This window comes from Mesorhizobium sp. P2_F7 (genome assembly GCF_056403695.1).
This window is the reverse complement of sequence record NZ_JBFUFA010000002.1, coordinates 310,843-328,737: the sequence shown is the minus strand read 5'-3', so window position 1 is coordinate 328,737 and position 17,895 is coordinate 310,843. Positions and strand designations below refer to the sequence as shown.

Sequence of the window (17,895 nt, the reverse complement as noted above, 5' to 3'; positions counted from 1 at the left end):
CATTCGCTGATATCGTCAAGCACGCCCTTGCGAGGCCAGCGCTCGGCCGTTATTTTTTCACCTTTGATTATTTTCATGTGGGAGAGACACACCAGTATGGCCGATCTGCCGTTAGATTCTGACGCCACATTGCGGACAGTGCTTCCAACCCTTACGAACCCGGAAGGGCATGTTCGCCAAATCTTAGAGAACATGAGCGCATGCAATAAGAAACACGGCAACGCCTATGTCCGCATCGGCGTGACAGGGAAAGGAAAAGTCCCCTATCACCAAGTTTCTTACTTTGATCCGTCTGGCCAACAGGTGGTCTACGCCTCGTTTGACGGCAAGAACCCTTTCCAAGAAAGCTCAGATCCTCGAGGTTGGAGCAGCGAGCGAATGTCAAGGGCAGAGGTAATGAGACTCCTGGGCGAAATTCGCGGCTTCAACCGGTGATGGCCGCGCTCGGCGCCCGGCCCTGTTGCTTCCCGTGAGGTAGGCCGGCGTCGCCTCAGAGGCCCTTAGCCATAGCATAGGGCGAAGGTCCAGGCGGCGTTTCGGCAAGGTAGCGTGTGAATTCGTGCTCCAGCGCGAACACTGCCATGTCCTTGGTAGGTTCCCGGCCTCGCTGTCCCCCGTGTTTGCGCCAGCGATCGTCGTGGGTCGATATCGACCAGAACCAACTGCCGGCGCTCGGGCCATGTAGCTCGGCCTGGATGCGGCCGACGCTATCGGAGCCGAGGAAGGTGGGGCAAAAGTCGCCTGGCGCCGTTCGACCGCCTATGACGGTCCGCTCCCAATCCAGCCAAAAGCGGGCACCCCGATCGTGAACGAACCTCGCAGCGTCGACTATGGTGGCGCACATAGCTATTGGCTGGCCATCGTAGTCGAGCACTTCATAGCCTTCGCCACCGGCATCGCGGATCTTCAATCGATCAGCCGACACGTCACTTTTCCTCCTCTCGAAAATCCTGCAGCGAGGCATGGCGTAGGTCTTCCTCGCCGCGCAGATGCTTCACACGGCCGACAAGCCCCGGCTTGACCCATTGCGTCGCCGGCCGCTTCATGCCCTTGGGCGCCGGGCCGGCGCGCTCCTGGACCCGCTTCCACAACCGTTCGCGCATCTCGCGGTTGAGTGTGATGAAAGCCGAGCCGACATAGCGGCCGGTGCCGCGCTCGGCCAGCAGCGCGAAGGCTGGCTTGCCTGGTTCACGCTCTACACCCAACAGATCGAACTCGCCGATCGCATGGCACTTCGCCTTCAGCCAGTTGGTCGATGTTCCGCTTCGATACCGGCTGTCCTTGCGTTTCGACACCACGCCCTCTAGCCCGGCCTTGTCGACAAGGTGAAATACTGCGGCGCCGGTGCCCGGTAGAGCTTCGCTGAATTGGATTCGACTGCCTTTCGGAACCATCTCGGCCAGGATCTCCCTGCGGTCCTCGAGCGGCATGTCTCGCAGGTCGTGGCCGTTCAGGTGGAGAAGATCGAAAGCCACGAAATAGAGGTCATGCTGCCGGCGCGTGATGGCCTTCCGCAACTCGCTGAAGTCGGACAGGCCGGCCTCATTCAGGACGATGATTTCGCCGTCGATGATCGCGCTCTCGACGCCAAGCTCACCTGCGGCCTTGGCTAGGTCACGATACTTCGAGGTCCAGTCGAGCCCGCGCCGGGTGAAGATGCGAACGCCCTCGTCGTCGATGATTATCTGTGATCGGTAGCCGTCGAACTTGACCTCATGAATCCAGCCGTCGCCCTCGGGAGGCTTCTCCACAAGAGTCGGCGTCAACGGCTCGACGAACTTCAAACGCATGCGCACAGACCCACGCCCGGCGATTCAATTAGCATGCGCTGAAATAGTTCCGGAAATACAAAAAACCCGCTGCGGGCTATGTGTTTCGTGGCGAGATCAGGACCAGCCAAGCCTGCCGAACAAGTGCCTGCTTGTCAGCCGGCAGCTTTCGAAATTGGCGTACCGTCATGCCGCAGCCGAAGGCCAAGGCGGCAACATCGCGGTCCGCGCGTTTGACCCGCTTGATGCGGTGCCTCTGCCACATGGTCGGCAGCCGATAGACGCCGACGTCCTCGATATCGATTTCGGTGAAGGGAGTTGGGGCAAGCATCTCGCGCCTCGCTTTGGAGAATGCGCAGATATTTGCAGGGCGGTGCGCTTTTTCGCAAGTTTCTTGTCGCCCACAATCTCCAATTGCTGGACTCGGTCGATGCACCGGCAGTTAATTTCTTCGTGAGGCTAGATTGCATGTTCGTCAAACCGATGGGAGGACTTCGATGATCAAGAACCTTGCTCGACACGTCCGGGCGGCTGGTTTGATCCTTGGCTTGGCTGCCCTCGTGGTCACCTCGTCATTTGCGCAGGCAGCAGGCGACAGCATCGCCGGCAGGAAAATCATAGTGCAATGCCAATCGTGCCACGGCAAGGATGGCCTCGGCAAATTGTCTTATACGCCCAATATCGCCGGGCAGAAGTACGAATATCTCGTCCACGCGCTGAAGACTTACAAGGCCGGAGGGCGCACGAGTCCAATGATGGCGGCGGTCGTCAAGAAACTGACCGATGAAGACATCGCCAATGTTGCGGCTTACTATGCCGCGATCAAGGTTACCGTCGAAGTTCCGCAGGAGTAATTGGACAGGGAAATAAGATGGCCCAGACGATCCGGTTCGCGATCTTTGCGGTTTCGGCCGCTGTCGCCGGCCTGGCCTTTTTCGCCTTGCATTCCTTCTGGACGTGGACCGTGCCGCTCCTGATCCTCTTCGCCGGCTCCATGCTTGCCGAAAACGCCTTCAACCGGCTGGCCTCGAACGAAGAAAAGCAGCGCGATCTGGAAGATCGCGTGCGCAATCCACCGACGTAAACCAATGTAGAATCCTTGCAATCGGCCTTGGTGACCATTCCGCCGGCGCAGGCGTAGGCCGCTGCTCTGACAGCTTAATGAGCCTTGCGTGTAAAGGAACTGATGGGCATAACTCGAGTGGCGCGGGACCGAAGCTGGCGGTCGCAACAACAGGGGTGAACGAATGCTGGTCTTCCACATCTTCTGGACCATCTTCTGGCTCGTTGTCCTCGGTTCGATCCCACCACTGGGAGCGATCCTCATCGCGTACTTGGGTGCGGGCTTAGCCGAGACCCTGGGGTTGACAAAGTAGGCAGTGTCCAAAGGCTTGTAGGCGACGGCGGCCGGCGTCGAGTTCATCGCCGAGAATGGCGGCGGTGCTGGCGTGAGGCGAGGAAATGATCAAGGCGGCGTTTTATCTCTCGATTGCCTTGTCGTCGCCCATCAGTGTCGCCGACGCCGGTACCCCACAGCATATCTACGAGAGTTGCATCGGTGATGCCACGAAAGAGTTCCAGGACCTTTGTTGGCCTGCAGACCAGATAGAAAAGGCCATACTTCTCGAGTGCCGCGCCCAGCTCTTGGCTCTCTTGCGCTCAATGCCACCTGCTGTCGACGAAGGCGAACTTGCCGAGAGGCGTCGCCTGGAAACAATTCCGGAAGGGACCATGACCAGTCTGTTGGAATATCAGCGCCAGCACCGAACCTGCCAAAAGAGTCCGATGCCTTTGTATCGAACACGTTGCTGGAAAAGCACCGACGCAGCCGTGCTGAAAGCGGCGAAGGGCTTGGGACGCTGAAAAGAATAGGATGGTCGCCCTCTACATCGCCGCCATCACCGCCTCGATGCTTGCCGGCGCGATCTGGCGCTATCGGCAACGCGACATGCTTGGGATGGCTGCTTGCCTCCTGATCGCCGCGCTGGGCGCCGGGGCCTTATTGCTTCCTGTTAGGTAGCGCCAGGCACCCGCCGCCCCATTCACGGCAGCGGCGGGTATCGCCCCTAGGGTTTATGGGGGCTTGCCGGAGCATTGGAAAATTCCCCTGCCCCAGCGGAAACTATCAGCATGACCTTAATGTTCGGTGACTCTTGCATTTTGCATCCATTGGGCCGGGGACCAAGGTCCGGCTTGTGACGCCCCTTCATTCGGGAGCAAAGTCGATGTTGAACCCGACGGCCAAGGGCCTGGATCGCGATTGTTGGCGGTACAGGCCCTTCGTCTTTTTTCCGCTTGACCTACGTCATCAACTTCGAGGAATATAATCCTCGTTGCGGCGAACCTCTTCAAACGGAGATCGCCAATGGCCAGAACCAAACCTTCCAACCAGCTCTCGCAGGAACAGATCGACCGCTTTCTGGTGGCAGCGGAAGCGCTGCACAAGAGCATCATCGGGCCGCTTCTCGCGTACCAAAGCGAGCACTATCAAGCCCTCCGCAGCGTCCATGAACCGCTCCTGAAGTCGATCGAGACAATCACCGGGAAACGCGCGCCGTTCATCCAGCCGAACATGACAGGGCCGGCTCAACCGCGAGGGAACGCCTGTGGATAGTAACCCACTGTTCACCATAGCAGCAGTCCTTCTCGGCTCTCACCCTTCGCGCCGCAAACGACTCGGATAGCTTGACTTGCGCGGGACCCCAACCCCGCATTGGCCGGCGCTACGCCCATCAACCCCACCACGGCGCCGGCCATCTTTCCTTCCAGGACAAAAGGAGGGCCGCCGCCGGCTCCCCTCATTCTGCCATCGGCAGCTATTTTAGCAGTCGCTAAATTTCTCAATGATTTGAAAGCCGGAGTTTAACGCGGTCGTGCAATTGATGGCGACGTTTTGCTGCGGGATTGGAAATGCGAACTCGGACTTTGGTCAGGAACTCAAGGGCCACGGAAGCCTTGGAACTGCGCGCGAAGATAGCATCCTTGGAAGAGGAGCAGAGGCGAAGAGTTGCGTGCTCGGCCGGCATGTTAAAGCTGGCGCAAGTCGGCCAAGAATTGAAGTGGCTTCGGTTTCGCTTGGCCGTTCTGGAAGAATGTGTGGCGGCGCTTTCAGCCGAACGCCACTAGGGGGCCTCGGCGCAGCCTAGAGGCATGACAACTAAGGCCATCAGTGAGGTGACAGCGCGGCAAGGGACATCGACATCACCAGAGCAACAATAACAAGCGTTGCCAATATCCCTGCAGCGATCCAGAACCTTTTTGATTTCGGCACGGTCATCCACCCTCGCCGCCGGCACGGTTCTGCATCGCATCGAAGATGACGTCGAACACGCTGCCGACTTCTTCGCTGATCTCTTCCAGGCTGATGCCTTCTTTTTCCGCCGCCCTAATGGCCTGATCGGCAAGGTCGGTGATTGCCGCCGGATCGTCGGTGAAGGCGTTCGGCAGGTGTTCTGCCATCCATTTGTGAAGGAAGTTGGTGCCGCGTGTGCTCATGCAGCAGATAAGGCGCCGGCGTATATTAGGTTCCGCTCATGTTGACGCCGGCCCAGGCTGCTTCAGAATCATCGCATGGCCCAGGGCATCAAAGTCGGCGATATCGTCGCCATAACTGCAACCGTGCGCAAGCGGGTCACGGAAGACCGTGTGAGCGTTCTGATCCCTTCCTACAATCAGCCACACTCGATCGTGGACAGCACCCCCTACATAAGCAGTGGGCAGAAAATCGAGCTCACCGGCGAAGTGGTTCGCCTCGACGAGGATACGGTGACAGTAGGCGGCAAGGATCTAGGCATTACGGTAAAACAAAGTGCCGTGCGGCTCGTCACCAGCTATGTGGCGCCGAAGCGGAAAACACCCCTTGTCGACAAGGCTTAGGCCGCATGACCTGGCTGTTACAAAAAAGCCCGCTACCATCTCAAATGAGCGGCAACGGGCTAGGTGCTTTTGGAAGTGGTCAAGGGCAATTAAGCCCGCCCTAATGTTAGATGAGGAAGGCGCACTTGTCGTTCAGCAATTGCCAGTCGTCGACGGCTGGGGATTACCTGTGGAAAAACTCGTACGCCGCGGCATGCCGGCGCTTAGCTCCTCGGAAAGGCGGCTGTCGGTGGGGTGATGTCGGCGTCCGTGTCATAGCGATCGACGCCTTTTGTGATGCGCACCTCATCCAGCGATCCGATCATCAGCGTGTTGATGGTGCCATTTGAGCGGCCAATTTCCAGAGGGGCAGATGCATTGAAAAATACGCTGTTGGCTGGCGTCGCGCTGACGTTAACGACACCGTTGATCCGAATGCGGATTTTCCCGGAGGAATTCTTGCCGATGGCGACGTGACTGAAAACCGATTGAGAGAGCGCGGTCGATCCGCCAGCAACGTTGACGATGCTCCCGCCTGGCCCGCCATCGAATGAAAATTGAAGCCTCGGCTTCAGGTCTGAAATTTCTACCCACCAGCCCAGGTGAAAGATGTCGGCCGCCTTGCCCATGACGCCGAGCGTGCCGGTCGGGCTGCCGCCTGGCTTCACCCAAAATTCAATCGTCAGGGGATCCGAATTGGCGGTCGACAAATTCCAGTCGGAACTGGTGCTAGCCGAGAGATAATCGCCAGTCCCGTCGAAGAGGCAGGATGACGCGCCGAACTTCTTCTCGGCCGTGTCGATCTGCGCGTCACCGTTGAAGGTGATCGTATGCGCTGACGGGCTCTCGTCGGTGGTCGACGTGGCGCCGTCGGCCCCTTCGAAGCCGAGGAGCAACACCACGTTGGCGATGAACGGGTCGGTTGCTGGCGCCGATACGCCAGTTGGCGAAAACGTCGGAAACGGAAAGCTCATTGAAGCGCGACCGCATTGAGAAACGAAAATCCATTGCAGACGGTGATGAAGAACATGAAATCATCGCCATTGGCCGTGGTCAGCGAACTGCCCGTAACTTTGCTGAAGCCCGACGTCGTGATGGTGCCAGCGCTGCCATTGTTAGTGACCTGGATGGTCATCGAGACGGAATCGCCATTGCCGACTGAGGGCGGCGCCAAGGTAAAGCTACCGCCGTTGACCGCGCGCTGGAAGTTGCCGTGGGCCGGGTCTGGCGTCGTCGTGCCGGTCGTCAACGTGCCAAGATCATAGGCTGTTGCCGTATAGCCGGCGGACAGGTTGCTGCTCTCGTCGGCAACCAGGAAATCCGCGCCCCATTTGCGACGGCAATTGTCTGGCATTCTTGGGAGGATCGAAGGGATGTTCGTCATGATTATGCCCTCGCTTCGTTGGCCGGCGATCCACGGACTAAAAAAACTCCGGTTTCGACATCCACGGACTGGAAAAACTCTGAAAAAATCGCCCTTAGCGAACCGATCGCAGACGGCTCAAAGCCATGTGGCGTAGGGGATCGAGGCCAATGGGTTTTTCCGCCATTTTCATGCTTTTCGGGAAATTTCTCCAAACAGGAAAAAAAGTCCGCGAATGCTGGTGCAGCGGCTAAGCGCAAGACGCCGGCGGCGAAACCTTGATGGCCCCCCACGGGTCCAAATGTGAGCGCCATCAGTACCAGCATCCCTTTAGCGCGGGGCTAGCCTTCTCTTCCGCCTGCTTGGCGCCGGAGTGACAGTTGCGGCAAAGGCATTGGAAGGGGCCAGACCAGAACTTGGCCTCGTCGTTGCGGTGCGGGGTGACGTGGTCACAAACCAGCTTCGATGTGTCGGGCTCGAGGAGCTTGCACTTCTGGCAAGTGAAACGATCGCGAATGAGCACCGACATCCGAAGCTTCTTCCATCGGGCTGAATTGTACCAACGGAAAGACGGCTCGGTCTTTGATCGAAGCGCTGACCTCTCCCGTTCATTGGCAGGCCCAAGCGTGCCGAGACGTGACGGCATGGCGCCGAGCAGCGGTTGGAGATTGGTCAGCTTGGCCATGCTTAAAACATCCGCCTCCAAGGTCCCGCGGGCTCCATAGCGTCGGCCAATGCTTCCGGGTAGCAATCCGCGACCTCGATGCCGGCGCTGTAGTCGGCCGCGATGCTCTCCAAGGCCTCGGCCCATATCTCGGGATCAAAATGTTTGTAAAAGTCTGACGAGGCCCAGATCATCGGGTCTTCCGGCTCGGCGAAATCGACATGCATAAGCACGGTCATGCCGTCTTCCGCTCGGACCACCGCAATGTATTCGACGGTCATGCCGGCCTTGATGGCTGTCGTGACTTCCGGGAGTAGAAACGCCCACATGGCGCGCACCGTTGCCATCTCGTCGGTGAGCACAACGGGATAGAGATCGATCGGCCTCGCTAGCTCGGCCTGGGCACACTTGGCCATTGCCCACTCGCACAGTTCCTTGTGCCGCAACTCGATCTGGTGACGATCGGCGCCGCGCGCCTGCAGCACGGAGAGCTCACCGGCGATATGACTGTCCAAGTCCGCCATGAACGTCACCACATCCATCGAGCCGTTTCAGACGCGCTCGCCGTAGCGGCGCTGATAGTTGGACTTCATGAGCGCAACAGACTTGCTGTTGTGTTCGGTCAGGCCCGCACGCTCCAGCCGGCGGATCCAATAGAGATCATCCGCCTTCCTCTTCGGGTCATAGAGGCGGACGGGCGGCCGGACGCTTGTGAGATACACCGGCTTCAGCGGCGTGGTGAGTTTCACCGGCTGCAACGGCGCCACCGCCTTCGGGGCCGCGGGTCGCTGCATCTTTCCCATGTTGGACATATCCCGGGTCAAATACATTTCTCTCTCCTTTTGGCTCACTCAGCGCCGTTCAAGATTTTGCGCGTCATCGCGATGCCATGCTCCAGCATCCCTTGGCATCGACCGGGCAGCTTGCTCTGCAACTTGACGTTCGCCTGCACCGCTGCAGCGTAGAACAGCACGCCGAGCCCGATCAGATCCTCGAGTTCGTCGAGCTTCGCGCCGATGGCGTTACGGTACGCGTCAATTTTCGGTTTGAGGGACGCAAGCTCCGCGTCGAAGGCGGCTCGCTCTGCTTCCAAAGCCTGCATCGCTTCCCGCTCTTTGACCTGATGAGGGACGATTTCCTGGCCGGCTTTGTCGACGTCGGCGGCCGTGGCCCTTGGCGGCTGCCCCGGCAACTGGCCGAAGTAGAGGCGGTGAAGCTCGGCGTGCTTGGATTGGGCTGCCTCGCGTTCAGCGACGGCCTCACGCCATTTCCGTTCAGCCTCAGCGATCGACGCTGGCTTCGGCGGGATTTTTAGGATGCTAGCGAAGTCCATTTCGGTCCTCGGGGTACGTGCGAGCATTTGGTGATTCCTCTTCCTCAGGTTGGAATTTACGGCCGGCCGCGACGGTTTGGATTAACGCGTTATTGGCGATACGAAGGATGGCCCGGGTGAGCCGTTTGCGACTGCGGCTGCCCGCGCTGTCGACCGCCCCGGCCTCGATCATAAGGCCAACGAGCACGTGGTCGATGGGCAGTTGCAGGACTATGCCGCCTTTGGCCTCACGCTCCGCGCGACGGGCCTGGCGTTCGCGGCCCAGCCGGCGCTGACGCTCCTGGCGCTCGGCCGGCGTGCCTATTGGTGGCCGCCCTCGACGGCGATCGGCCGCGCCCATGCCGTCACCAGCCCAGCGCCAATTGTGGCAAATTGTTACGGGGCCGAAACCTTTTTTCTACCGGTTTATGGAAACAAACCGATGGGCACCGGTGAGTGCTTCGAACCCCTGCAGAACGCCGACACCCCCCGCGGGGGTAAGTCTCGACCAGGCTGGCATCGGGCGCGCACCGGCTCCCGACCGAAAAAATGCAAAAAGCCAGATTAGAATTTCGGGATGGCCAATGTGGCTTGTGCGGCTTGCAGATTGAGCGTGCCAGAACATCAATTTGCAAGAACGTGCGTTTTGGATCGGGGACCGGACCAACGCCTAAAGGCCACGCGGAGGCAACTATCCCCCGCGGCGCCATGCTGGGCTTGGCTTCGCAGCCGATTTGCCGATCATCCCTCCTTTCGGTTTTTGATCTCAGTGCGCATCGTGCTGCAACCATTCGCCGCCCGAAGGTGTTTCCTGTGTTGAAGCTTAACCGCGCTGAGGCTGTTTCATGTTTCCGAACCGGGCCGAACTGATCGATTTTGGAAGATCGCTGTTCCACGGCAGACATTCCGCAGCCAGACCGGCTGCTTCCAGGGCCTTCCAAGGTGGCGTTTTTGCCGCCCGCATGGGAATCGAACGGGACGACAACCCCTATTTGCTCGGCACGGTTGAGCACATCGATTGGATCGACGGCTACGATTCCTCGGTCGATGTCGATGAGGCGACGGATCTCGACTGAGCAGGCTGATGCTTGGCAGCTGGGCCAAGGTGTCTGGGAACCAAGACGGCCGGCCGCGGTTAACTCTTCATGCTCATCGGAGATTTCGACACCACGCCGCTCAGGCACACTGCGCTCTTTCGCGATGCCAAGGTCGCGATGCTGACGCACCGAGTGCTTTTCCACATGGATATGACCGCGGCTGCAGCAGACAAGGTCGAGGAAGCGCTGGCGAAATTGCTCGATGCGACTGCGGCCGAGGTGGACGTGCGCCCGCCGGTTCGATACCGCGGTCCGGTGCGGTCTGAACCGCCGGATTACAGGCTCCGGGAGTCGCAACTGTAGCGGGATCGAAGTCATTAGCCGCCCCGCGTCGCTTGGCTGTAGGTGTTGGCTGGCTCTATCTCGCCGTCTTCGGCAAGCGCGCCTGTCTTCCTCAAATGCTCCTCTGCTTCTGCCATCGACATCGTCAGAACGTTGGGTTCTCTCTCGCGCGCATGCGCTAACCCTTCTTCCTTTCTATCCGGAGCAGAACTCTCTGATGCTGATGCTGATGCTGATGGCCATTGGCAAAACGATGCGTCTGCCATCGTATCCAATGGTTCTGCCATGCTTGTGCCATTGGCAACCGCATTGCGTTTGCCATCGATACGCCACCTGGCTTCGGCGCCTCGATGCCCTGCCGCGACCTTCTTTTCGCGCTTGACGGTAGCGTCGGACCGCTCTGTATCGAGTCGCTGGAGACTTTCCGACATCAATGGCCCGATGGCCTGGGCGACTGCTTCCCATCTCTCTGGATCGATCCCACTGATGCGCATAAGTCGAGCATCATCTGCCGGCATCGAGCCATGCTGCCAATAGTGCCGGCGCAAGCGTTCATAGGCGCCGAACTCCTCGGCAGAGAGATGCGCGGTCAAGGCGGTCTCAGTGCCGATGTAGGTCTTCATCCAGACCAGATCGGTCATGCCGCCCTCCAGCCAGAGAGGATCGACTGCAGCGACTCTAGTTCGGCCGCGTTTACCGTTTCACAGCGCACCCATGCATCCGGCTCGATGAGCGCTTTGATCTCCTCCTCGACACACTGGCGCAGGTCGCGCGGGTCCATGGCGTCCAGTTCCCAGCACTGCGCTCCGTGGTTCTTGACGAACCAGGCGTAGCGTTTGTCGGTGCTCTTGTCCGACGCTGGGAAATACGGGAGGCCGTTCACTTGGTGTACGGTCAGCGCGATCCGCCGGAACCGGACATGTGAGCCACCATACTCGACCAGGCGCCGCGGCAGGTCTTCCTCTGACATGTACATGCCGCTGGGATCGAAGTCGCCGGCGTAGAGGACAATCAGCGGCCTGCCGTCATCGTCGGTGGCGATGTCGTTGACCGTGGTCGCACTGGCGAAGCCATGCATGACCCTGAAGCCGACGGCGAAGTGATCGAGGACCGGCTTCAGGACGCCGCGAACAGTACCTTTTTCGCTCCAGACTTCGACACGATAAGGCTGCTGATTCCAGAAGTCGCGACGGTAGGACCGAGCAACGGCCCTGGCATACTGAGCAGGATCGTCCCAGGTCGAAACCCGCTCCAGTTCTCGGGTCTCGTCAACGATCCAGTCCCAGGGGATGTCGCTTTGCTCTCTCGCGATCCGCAGGAGGCGATAGACCTTGGCCATGTCGTTGGTCGACATCGACGGGATCAGCCCGGCCGTGAACAGCTTGTAGCCGATGCCTCGGCCGGTGATCGGCTGCATCTCCTCGGCGATCTTGTGCATCGCATCGATCAGGTCGAGCGACGCTTGCGCCATGCCGCGAACCTTTTTCAATCCCGGTTGAATTTGCTCGGTCATGCCGCACGCGCCCTGATCAGGTGGCTTTCTCTGATCGCCTCACAGACCTCGACGGCTGACAGGTTGAACATTTCACGCATTGCAGGCACGAGCGGTGCCGGTCGCTGCCGTGGTGGTGTCGTTGACAACCATTGCGCGGCCTGGTCGATCGCTGCTGAATGCGAATGTTCAGCCGGTGTAAGGTCGGCGGCGCTCATGGCAGCAGCCGGAGTAGGATAGCGACCACGAGCAGGGCTGAGGCGCCGGTTACGAGAAGCGGAAGCGCGCGCGTCATGCTGCCACCGCCGACCGGCGAGCTGCGATGCGATCACGAATCCATTGCTCGACCTCGGATTTGACGAACGCAATGCGTTTATCGCCGAGAGGGACCGGCTGCGGAAACTTGCCGGCCGAGCGTTTTTCGTTGATCGACGTTCTGGAGAGGCTGGTGATCCGAGCCGCTTCTTTGATCGAAATCAGAACAGCGTCGCTGTCCATGTCTGCCACCTTTCGCTTATGCGAGTGGGTGGCTTGTATGGTCGCCACCGTCGTCGCTGTTGACGGGTGCGCAATTCTTGGATCAGCTTCTCTCTGGTGTAGTCACATAGATCGAATGCATTTTAGGTAGGTTCTGTGGACTTTTCTCCCGCCCTTCTCCAAGCCGCTGAAGGCGGAGACGGGATCGGCGTCGATCTCAAGGAATTGGAATCCGTCACGGAGGAAGCCAGCAAACTTTGAAGCGCTGTTTAGTTCCTTCGAAGGGCCGTCCTTCCCCGTATTGCGCTGCCACAGGATGCGAAGGCAATCTATTGCATGGATCGCACGCCAGTTAGTGTTTGCAGTATCAGGCGTTTCGTCGATCGCTTTCTCGGCAGCCTCGATGAAGCGATCAATGGCGCGATGCAGTGTGCCGTCCTTCTTCCACCCATCTAAGTCGAGCAAGAACTGAAATATTGTATGAGCGTACCGCTGTATGTGATGGCTTCCGTCTTCTCGCTGCATCGACTGATGGAGGTCGAAATTCAACGGCATCCAATACGAAAGGTCATGCTGGCCCGCTTTTAAAAGCCAAGTACGGATTTTGGATAAGTCCTTCTTTGCTCGTGTGCGCCGCACTGTCTCCAATGGGTTGCCGATGACTCGCGTCAGCAGCCAATCGGCTTCCGAAAACGCAACATCTAAATCCACTCGAAGGTGCGGAAAATAGGCTCCGAAAACCTGCTGAAATTCTCGTCCCAATTCCTCAGCTGCTGTCATGACGCAGCCTTGCGCATCGGCGTTACATTCTCGCCACCCTTAGTGGTCGAGACATAGGCGGACCACGCATCCATCAGCTTCTTGCGCTTCGCCAGCGCCGAGCCGCGGCGGTATGCCTGCTCGACCTCGTCGCCGACCTTGTGCGCCAGCGCCATCTCGGCGACATCGCGCGGGAAGTTGGTTGCGTCGCCCGCCCAGTCTCGGAAGCTCGACCGGAAGCCGTGAACCGTGAACTGGCCCTTTTCCATTCGACGCATGACTGCAGTCATCGCCATGTTGGACAGCGGCCTTTTCGGAGCGGCGCCTGGAAACACGTAGTCTGACAACCGCTTCGCCTGAAGGCCCTTCAGCACGGTCACGGCGCGCGCTGACAGCGGCACGACGTGTTCCTTGCCCATCTTCATCCGTTCGGCAGGGATCGCCCATAGCGCCTTCGCTAAGTCGAACTCGGGCCATTGCGCGTTCAACACCTCACCCGACCGTGTAGCGGTCAGGATGCAAAGCTCGAGTGCCCTGGCCCCGAAGCCGTCGACGCCCGCAAGTTGCACCATGAAGGCCGGGACATCGGAGTAAGCCATCGCCGCGTGGTGACCTCTGGCGAGCCGCTGGCGTGCCGGCAGGATATGGTCGAGGTGCCCTTTCCAACGCGCTGGATTTTCGCCCGATCGCAGCCCGACAGCCTTGGCATAGTCCAACACCTTTTCGATGCGACCGCGTAATCGCGAAGCTGTTTCCTGCTTGTCAGCCCATAGCGGCCGAAGCGCCCGAACCACATCATCCGTCGTGACGTCACCGACGGGGATCTTGCGCAGCGAATGCGCGTACTCCGTCAACGTCATCTTCCACTGCGCGGCATGCTTGGCATTTCGGAAGGTGTTCTCTTTGGAAGTCAGCAACTCGTCGGCGCACTCGCCGAAGGTACGAAGCTTCACCGATCGCCGGCGATGAGCCATCTCTTTCGACGGGTCGCCGCCATGCTTGATGATCTCGCGCGCCTCGTCGGCCCGGCTGCGCGCGTCAGCCAAGCTGATCTTGCCTGAAGCATTGCCGTATGAGCCGAGCCCTAACTCGCGACGCACGCCCTGGCGAATGAAAATGAAGACCCAACTGCGCGTTCCAGACTTCTGGACGTAGAGCCACAGGCCATCACCATCGCCATGTCGGCCGACGGGAAGACCCTTGATCTGGGTGTCGCGCAGCTTGTGACGCGCCATTCTTTCCTAACGCTTTTCCTAACGAAGGTGCTTGCCAGCAAAGTCAATAACGCGCAATATGTTCAGGGATATTTGCATGGGGATTAGGAAAAGCAAGGGGTCGCCTGACAATAAAGTCAGCAAAATCAATCGTCTGGCGGTCTCCCTCTCCGCCAACCTGCTTTCCGCTTGAACTCCCGGCGGAAATTTCTTCCCGCCATGCGAGAATTCCGGTTCAGCTGCTAGGCGACGAGGCCTTGCCTGATTTGCTCTACTTCTTCGATCGGGACCGGATGCCCGGTGAGGAAGCCCTGCATCAAATGCACCCCCAGGCGCTGCAGCAACATGTACTGCTCTTCCGTTTCAACGCCCTCGGCAAGCACGACATGGCCGAGATTGCGAAGCAGTCCGACCATGTCCCGCAACAGGCTCAAGCCACGAGACGTCTGGCAATCGTGGAGGAAGCTGCGATCGATTTTGACGACGTCGAATTTGAACCGGCGGAGCCATGTAAGGCCGGCAAATCCCGTTCCGAAGTCGTCCAGCCAGATCTGAACGCCCAATTTTCGCAGCCGCTCCACGTTTCTGACCGCTTGCGCCTCCAGAAAGATGTCACTGCCTTCGGTGATTTCGATGGCCAGTTTCTGTGGCGCAAGGCTGTGCCGAGCAAGGATTTCGGTGACCCGCAGTGAAAAGTTGGGAACCTTGAGCTGAAGAACAGATACGTTCACGGTCACGACCGAGCCCAATCCGTATTCCGCCATGTCACCGCAGGCTCGATCGATCAGCCACGTGCCCAGTTCCACGATCGCTCCGGTCTGCTCGGCAACGGGTATGAATACCGACGGACTGATCATGGTGCCGTCGAAGTCACATACCCGCATCAGAGTCTCGTGGCCCAGCACTCGTCCAGACGCCAGGTCGCGAATTGGCTGGTAGGCGACAGAAACGAGCTCGTTGGAAATCGCCAGCTTCAGCAGTTCTGAAAGATTTTCGCCGGAGCGATCCTGGCCGGTGGCGTGCGGGTCGTAAATTGTGAATGTAGCCCGACCAGCAAACTTGGACGCATAGAGTGCGCGGTCAGCTTCCTGCAGCAGGACCCTAAGTTCGATGCTCTGATCGGCGCGCGTCAACGAGGCTCCGGCACTGATCGTGACAATGTTGAGCTTGTCACCCCGATCAGGGTGGTAGATATCCAGGTCCTCCACAGCGCGACAAAATTGCTGCGTAATTTCATGAAGGTGAGCCCGCCCGGTGACCTTGCAGAGAATGACGAATTCTTCGCCGCCATAGCGTGCCGCGACGGCGTTGTTGGAAGCCGCCATCTCGGAAAGGACGTGGGCGAGTTTGATCAGACAATCGTCGCCGGCCTGATGACCAAGTCCGTCATTGAACCTTTTGAAGTAGTCGACGTCGATCAGAATGAGGCCGATCTCATCGTCGTCCGCGGCCCAGTCTTCGCGCAGCTCCGAGAATTCTCGAATGATCGCCCTGCGGTTTTTCATTCCCGTGAGCGGATCGGTGTCGGCGATTTCGGTTAGCTTCTGCCCCTTCCTGATAGCAGCCTGCTCCTGAATCTGTGCCCGAAGTGCGTGCAGGAACGTCTGATAACGCTCCAGGCTAAGGCGCCAGGAAAGATAAAGCGACAACACCAGGCAGTTCACGAAATAGGCCGACAGCACGACCCGACCCGCGATGTCGGCCTGAAGGGAGAACATTGCAGCGTACACAAAGCTTGCGGCGACCGTCGCCGAGGCAATGGCCGAAAGCCAAAAACGGAAGTTGAAGAACAAATTCGCACCCAGGATGAATACAGTGCCGAAAACCATGAAGTGGGAGAGGGCATCCTGATGCTCTGTTCCAAGGGCTGATACGAGCCATCCAAGGGCACCGGATACAATCGCCAGCGCCGCTACAAGGTGCAAGGTGGCAAGGGCGAAGCCCCGTCGGGCGATAAACTCGACAAGCGCCAGCGAGGTGATCCCAAGCGTAACGCGCGTCAAAACAAGCCGATCCGCGATATCGGGAAAAAGAAACCAATCGAAGAGGCCATAGGCCACATAGCTGAATACAGCAGCCGCAATACCCCATCGCACGAGGCTGCGATTTTCATCGGCATCTTTCTGCAGGAACAGTGCCAGGAGTTCCGGATCGGCCGAATGCCACCGCGGACGGGCAATCGCTGCCGCCACCTTCTGGGCAACGTCCTCGCTCAGTTGCATTGCAACGCTCCTCCGCGATCTGCAGTAGCGAATGCAATAGCCGAGGTCGCGTGCCGTCGGAGAATGAAGGCGCCACTGTCCGCAGGAAAAGTCGGATGTCGCTAACCGACGGTAAACAGGCGGTTCGGATTTAGCCGGTTCATAAGGTGGATGACCGCTCAATTGGCTAAAGTTTTATTAAAATTTTATTAAAATAGTTCGCATCATGCAGCGACGCACCTATGCTGTTTGCCGTGGACCGGGCGGGGGTAACCCGGAGAAACGGCATGCCCATCGACCCAAAATTGCAGCTCGACGAATACAGCCTCGTCACCACCAGCCTGATGAAGAAACATGCCGCTACTTCTGAAGAGACGGCCGACGCCGACGAGTTGAGGAACAGCACGGCCCAGCTCGCCCTGATACTGGATCTTGCTCATCAAGCCTTCACGCGGCACAAACCGGCCGCCCCCACGGTCCATCGGCTGGCAGGCAGACTCCATAAGCTCCGCCGGCAGGTTGCTCCCGCGGTCTGGCAGAAACTCGTCCCTTTGGCTCAGCAACACCGGGTGGCGGAATACTTGATCCAGGACCCGTTCACACGTTGGTCTGTCGAAAAGCCTCGTGGGTATTCTGGCGATGCGGGCCTGCTGGACATTTACTACAAGCATCCCGCTGCCGACGGCACCGTGGCTTCATCGACCTTACTTGGTCGGCAAATTTACGCGTACACCAGTGAAGCTGCCAGTTCGGTGGCGGGGCGCGAGCGGCGGGATATTCTGACCAGGACGGTGGACGAGACGGCCGACAGTGTAGAAAAGGCGGAGATACTGGCGATTGCCTGCGGCCACCTGCGGGAAGCCGAACGCTCCGACGCGTTGGCCAAGCGCAAACTGCAACGCTGGATCGGCCTGGACCAGGACCCTGTCAGCGTAGCCACGGTGAACAACGACTTTGCCGGCACGGCAGTCGAGGCAATCCACGGCTCTGTGCGCGGCATCCTGCGCCGCGCCTACGCTCTTGGCACATTCGACCTCGTCTACGCATCGGGCCTTTACGATTATCTGCCGCGTGCCATCGGCGTCCGCCTGCTGCAAAGAGCCATGGAGCTCGTCAAGCCTGGCGGCGAATTCCTGTTTGCCAATTTCAGCGACGAGATCACGACGGATGGTTACATGGAGACCTTCATGGATTGGCCGCTCATCTTACGCTCGGCTGACGATATGCGGGACATCATCAATGCCGCCCTCGGCGGGAGCTCTTTCGAAGCGGACGTATACTACGGCTCGAACCGAAATATCGTTTACGGCAAAGTCAGGAAGGGCGACCTCTAGACCCCAGGGTGTTCCGATTGCCTTTTGATGCGCCGGTGCATTCGGCAATGGGCGGGAACGGATTTCTAAGCCTTTG

General features: G+C 59.0%; 27 protein-coding genes. 9 read left to right on the top strand and 18 right to left on the bottom strand.

From position 1 onward, the window contains the following. The first annotated feature begins 96 nt into the window (after nucleotides 1–96). Nucleotides 97–435 (top strand): hypothetical protein, encoded by a 339-nt coding sequence (locus tag AC1DZ8_RS06850; protein ID WP_477310481.1) that lies wholly within the window; start codon nucleotides 97–99, stop codon nucleotides 433–435. Nucleotides 436–490: 55 nt separating this feature from the next. Here AC1DZ8_RS06850 and AC1DZ8_RS06845 read toward each other — a convergent pair whose 3' ends face one another. The 3 genes from AC1DZ8_RS06845 to AC1DZ8_RS06835 all read right to left on the bottom strand — a co-directional run bounded on the left by AC1DZ8_RS06845 (nucleotide 491) and on the right by AC1DZ8_RS06835 (nucleotide 2,100). Then, nucleotides 491–925 carry a hypothetical protein gene (locus AC1DZ8_RS06845; RefSeq protein WP_477310479.1) on the bottom strand — a complete coding sequence of 145 codons (435 nt, stop codon included), beginning with the start codon at nucleotides 923–925 and terminating at the stop codon, nucleotides 491–493. A gap of 1 nt (nucleotide 926) precedes the next feature. After that, on the bottom strand, nucleotides 927–1,790 hold the full coding sequence (locus tag AC1DZ8_RS06840; RefSeq protein WP_477400572.1) for an ATP-dependent DNA ligase: 864 nt from the start codon (nucleotides 1,788–1,790) through the stop codon (nucleotides 927–929). 76 nt (nucleotides 1,791–1,866) lie between these two features. After that, nucleotides 1,867–2,100, bottom strand: coding sequence for a hypothetical protein (locus AC1DZ8_RS06835; RefSeq protein ID WP_477310475.1), 234 nt, complete (start codon nucleotides 2,098–2,100; stop codon nucleotides 1,867–1,869). Between the two features lie 166 nt (nucleotides 2,101–2,266). On the opposite strand from AC1DZ8_RS06835, the gene AC1DZ8_RS06830 reads away from it, so the two are divergent. From AC1DZ8_RS06830 to AC1DZ8_RS06810, 5 genes are all read left to right on the top strand, one after another. Then, nucleotides 2,267–2,623, top strand: a complete 357-nt coding sequence (locus AC1DZ8_RS06830; RefSeq protein ID WP_477310473.1) for a c-type cytochrome — start codon at nucleotides 2,267–2,269, stop codon at nucleotides 2,621–2,623. A 17-nt stretch (nucleotides 2,624–2,640) separates the two neighbouring features. Beyond that, entirely contained in the window at nucleotides 2,641–2,853 is a 213-nt protein-coding gene (locus tag AC1DZ8_RS06825) for a hypothetical protein (RefSeq protein ID WP_477310471.1), read from the top strand. Nucleotides 2,854–3,230: 377 nt separating this feature from the next. After that, complete coding sequence (locus AC1DZ8_RS06820) at nucleotides 3,231–3,632, top strand: hypothetical protein (RefSeq protein ID WP_477310469.1); 402 nt, start codon at nucleotides 3,231–3,233, stop codon at nucleotides 3,630–3,632. Nucleotides 3,633–3,642: 10 nt separating this feature from the next. Then, on the top strand, nucleotides 3,643–3,789 hold the full coding sequence (locus AC1DZ8_RS06815; protein WP_477310467.1) for a hypothetical protein: 147 nt from the start codon (nucleotides 3,643–3,645) through the stop codon (nucleotides 3,787–3,789). A gap of 345 nt (nucleotides 3,790–4,134) precedes the next feature. Beyond that, nucleotides 4,135–4,383: a hypothetical protein gene (locus AC1DZ8_RS06810; RefSeq protein ID WP_477310465.1), complete on the top strand. Its 249-nt coding sequence runs from the start codon at nucleotides 4,135–4,137 to the stop codon at nucleotides 4,381–4,383. Between the two features lie 659 nt (nucleotides 4,384–5,042). Here AC1DZ8_RS06810 and AC1DZ8_RS06805 read toward each other — a convergent pair. After that, nucleotides 5,043–5,264, bottom strand: coding sequence for a hypothetical protein (locus AC1DZ8_RS06805; protein ID WP_477311220.1), 222 nt, complete (start codon nucleotides 5,262–5,264; stop codon nucleotides 5,043–5,045). Between the two features lie 75 nt (nucleotides 5,265–5,339). Between AC1DZ8_RS06805 and AC1DZ8_RS06800 the strand changes: the two genes are divergently transcribed. Further along, entirely contained in the window at nucleotides 5,340–5,645 is a 306-nt protein-coding gene (locus AC1DZ8_RS06800; protein ID WP_477311222.1) for a hypothetical protein, read from the top strand. A 203-nt stretch (nucleotides 5,646–5,848) separates the two neighbouring features. Here the strand turns inward: AC1DZ8_RS06800 and AC1DZ8_RS06795 are convergent, their stop codons facing one another. The 7 genes from AC1DZ8_RS06795 to AC1DZ8_RS06765 all read right to left on the bottom strand — a co-directional run bounded on the left by AC1DZ8_RS06795 (nucleotide 5,849) and on the right by AC1DZ8_RS06765 (nucleotide 9,324). Then, a complete protein-coding gene (locus AC1DZ8_RS06795) occupies nucleotides 5,849–6,598 on the bottom strand; it encodes a LamG domain-containing protein (protein WP_477311224.1) in 750 nt (249 codons plus the stop codon). Beyond that, the gene (locus AC1DZ8_RS06790) at nucleotides 6,595–7,008 is read right to left on the bottom strand and encodes a hypothetical protein (protein WP_477311226.1); all 414 of its coding nucleotides are present in this window, start codon (nucleotides 7,006–7,008) and stop codon (nucleotides 6,595–6,597) included. The genes AC1DZ8_RS06795 and AC1DZ8_RS06790 overlap by 4 nt, the downstream gene beginning before the upstream one ends. 292 nt (nucleotides 7,009–7,300) lie before the next feature. Next, the gene (locus AC1DZ8_RS06785; RefSeq protein WP_477310089.1) at nucleotides 7,301–7,672 is read right to left on the bottom strand and encodes an HNH endonuclease; all 372 of its coding nucleotides are present in this window, start codon (nucleotides 7,670–7,672) and stop codon (nucleotides 7,301–7,303) included. A 2-nt stretch (nucleotides 7,673–7,674) separates the two neighbouring features. Continuing rightward, a complete protein-coding gene (locus AC1DZ8_RS06780; RefSeq protein WP_477310087.1) occupies nucleotides 7,675–8,193 on the bottom strand; it encodes a hypothetical protein in 519 nt (172 codons plus the stop codon). A gap of 9 nt (nucleotides 8,194–8,202) precedes the next feature. After that, nucleotides 8,203–8,481 carry a hypothetical protein gene (locus AC1DZ8_RS06775; RefSeq protein ID WP_477310085.1) on the bottom strand — a complete coding sequence of 93 codons (279 nt, stop codon included), beginning with the start codon at nucleotides 8,479–8,481 and terminating at the stop codon, nucleotides 8,203–8,205. 17 nt (nucleotides 8,482–8,498) lie between these two features. Beyond that, nucleotides 8,499–9,011, bottom strand: a complete 513-nt coding sequence (locus AC1DZ8_RS06770; RefSeq protein ID WP_477400567.1) for a hypothetical protein — start codon at nucleotides 9,009–9,011, stop codon at nucleotides 8,499–8,501. Continuing rightward, the gene (locus AC1DZ8_RS06765) at nucleotides 8,971–9,324 is read right to left on the bottom strand and encodes a hypothetical protein (protein ID WP_477310081.1); all 354 of its coding nucleotides are present in this window, start codon (nucleotides 9,322–9,324) and stop codon (nucleotides 8,971–8,973) included. The genes AC1DZ8_RS06770 and AC1DZ8_RS06765 overlap by 41 nt, the downstream gene beginning before the upstream one ends. Nucleotides 9,325–10,108: 784 nt before the next feature. On the opposite strand from AC1DZ8_RS06765, the gene AC1DZ8_RS06760 reads away from it, so the two are divergent. Next, the gene (locus AC1DZ8_RS06760; RefSeq protein ID WP_477310079.1) at nucleotides 10,109–10,363 is read left to right on the top strand and encodes a hypothetical protein; all 255 of its coding nucleotides are present in this window, start codon (nucleotides 10,109–10,111) and stop codon (nucleotides 10,361–10,363) included. Nucleotides 10,364–10,377: 14 nt separating this feature from the next. On the opposite strand, the gene AC1DZ8_RS06755 is transcribed toward AC1DZ8_RS06760, so the two are convergent. The 7 genes from AC1DZ8_RS06755 to AC1DZ8_RS06725 form a co-directional block, all read right to left on the bottom strand. Then, nucleotides 10,378–10,983 (bottom strand): DUF1376 domain-containing protein, encoded by a 606-nt coding sequence (locus AC1DZ8_RS06755; protein WP_477310077.1) that lies wholly within the window; start codon nucleotides 10,981–10,983, stop codon nucleotides 10,378–10,380. After that, a complete protein-coding gene (locus AC1DZ8_RS06750) occupies nucleotides 10,980–11,855 on the bottom strand; it encodes a hypothetical protein (protein ID WP_477310075.1) in 876 nt (291 codons plus the stop codon). Before AC1DZ8_RS06750 ends, AC1DZ8_RS06755 begins: the two co-directional genes overlap by 4 nt. Next, nucleotides 11,852–12,052, bottom strand: a complete 201-nt coding sequence (locus AC1DZ8_RS06745; protein ID WP_477310073.1) for a hypothetical protein — start codon at nucleotides 12,050–12,052, stop codon at nucleotides 11,852–11,854. The genes AC1DZ8_RS06750 and AC1DZ8_RS06745 overlap by 4 nt, the downstream gene beginning before the upstream one ends. A gap of 73 nt (nucleotides 12,053–12,125) precedes the next feature. Continuing rightward, nucleotides 12,126–12,332 (bottom strand): helix-turn-helix transcriptional regulator, encoded by a 207-nt coding sequence (locus AC1DZ8_RS06740; protein WP_477310071.1) that lies wholly within the window; start codon nucleotides 12,330–12,332, stop codon nucleotides 12,126–12,128. 102 nt (nucleotides 12,333–12,434) lie between these two features. Further along, on the bottom strand, nucleotides 12,435–13,091 hold the full coding sequence (locus tag AC1DZ8_RS06735; protein WP_477310069.1) for a hypothetical protein: 657 nt from the start codon (nucleotides 13,089–13,091) through the stop codon (nucleotides 12,435–12,437). Then, nucleotides 13,088–14,305 carry a tyrosine-type recombinase/integrase gene (locus tag AC1DZ8_RS06730; protein WP_477400564.1) on the bottom strand — a complete coding sequence of 406 codons (1,218 nt, stop codon included), beginning with the start codon at nucleotides 14,303–14,305 and terminating at the stop codon, nucleotides 13,088–13,090. The genes AC1DZ8_RS06735 and AC1DZ8_RS06730 overlap by 4 nt, the downstream gene beginning before the upstream one ends. A 221-nt stretch (nucleotides 14,306–14,526) precedes the next feature. Continuing rightward, nucleotides 14,527–16,506 (bottom strand): putative bifunctional diguanylate cyclase/phosphodiesterase, encoded by a 1,980-nt coding sequence (locus AC1DZ8_RS06725; protein WP_477310065.1) that lies wholly within the window; start codon nucleotides 16,504–16,506, stop codon nucleotides 14,527–14,529. Between the two features lie 266 nt (nucleotides 16,507–16,772). Between AC1DZ8_RS06725 and AC1DZ8_RS06720 the strand changes: the two genes are divergently transcribed. Beyond that, the gene (locus AC1DZ8_RS06720; protein ID WP_477310063.1) at nucleotides 16,773–17,819 is read left to right on the top strand and encodes a class I SAM-dependent methyltransferase; all 1,047 of its coding nucleotides are present in this window, start codon (nucleotides 16,773–16,775) and stop codon (nucleotides 17,817–17,819) included. The last annotated feature ends 76 nt before the right edge of the window (nucleotides 17,820–17,895 follow it).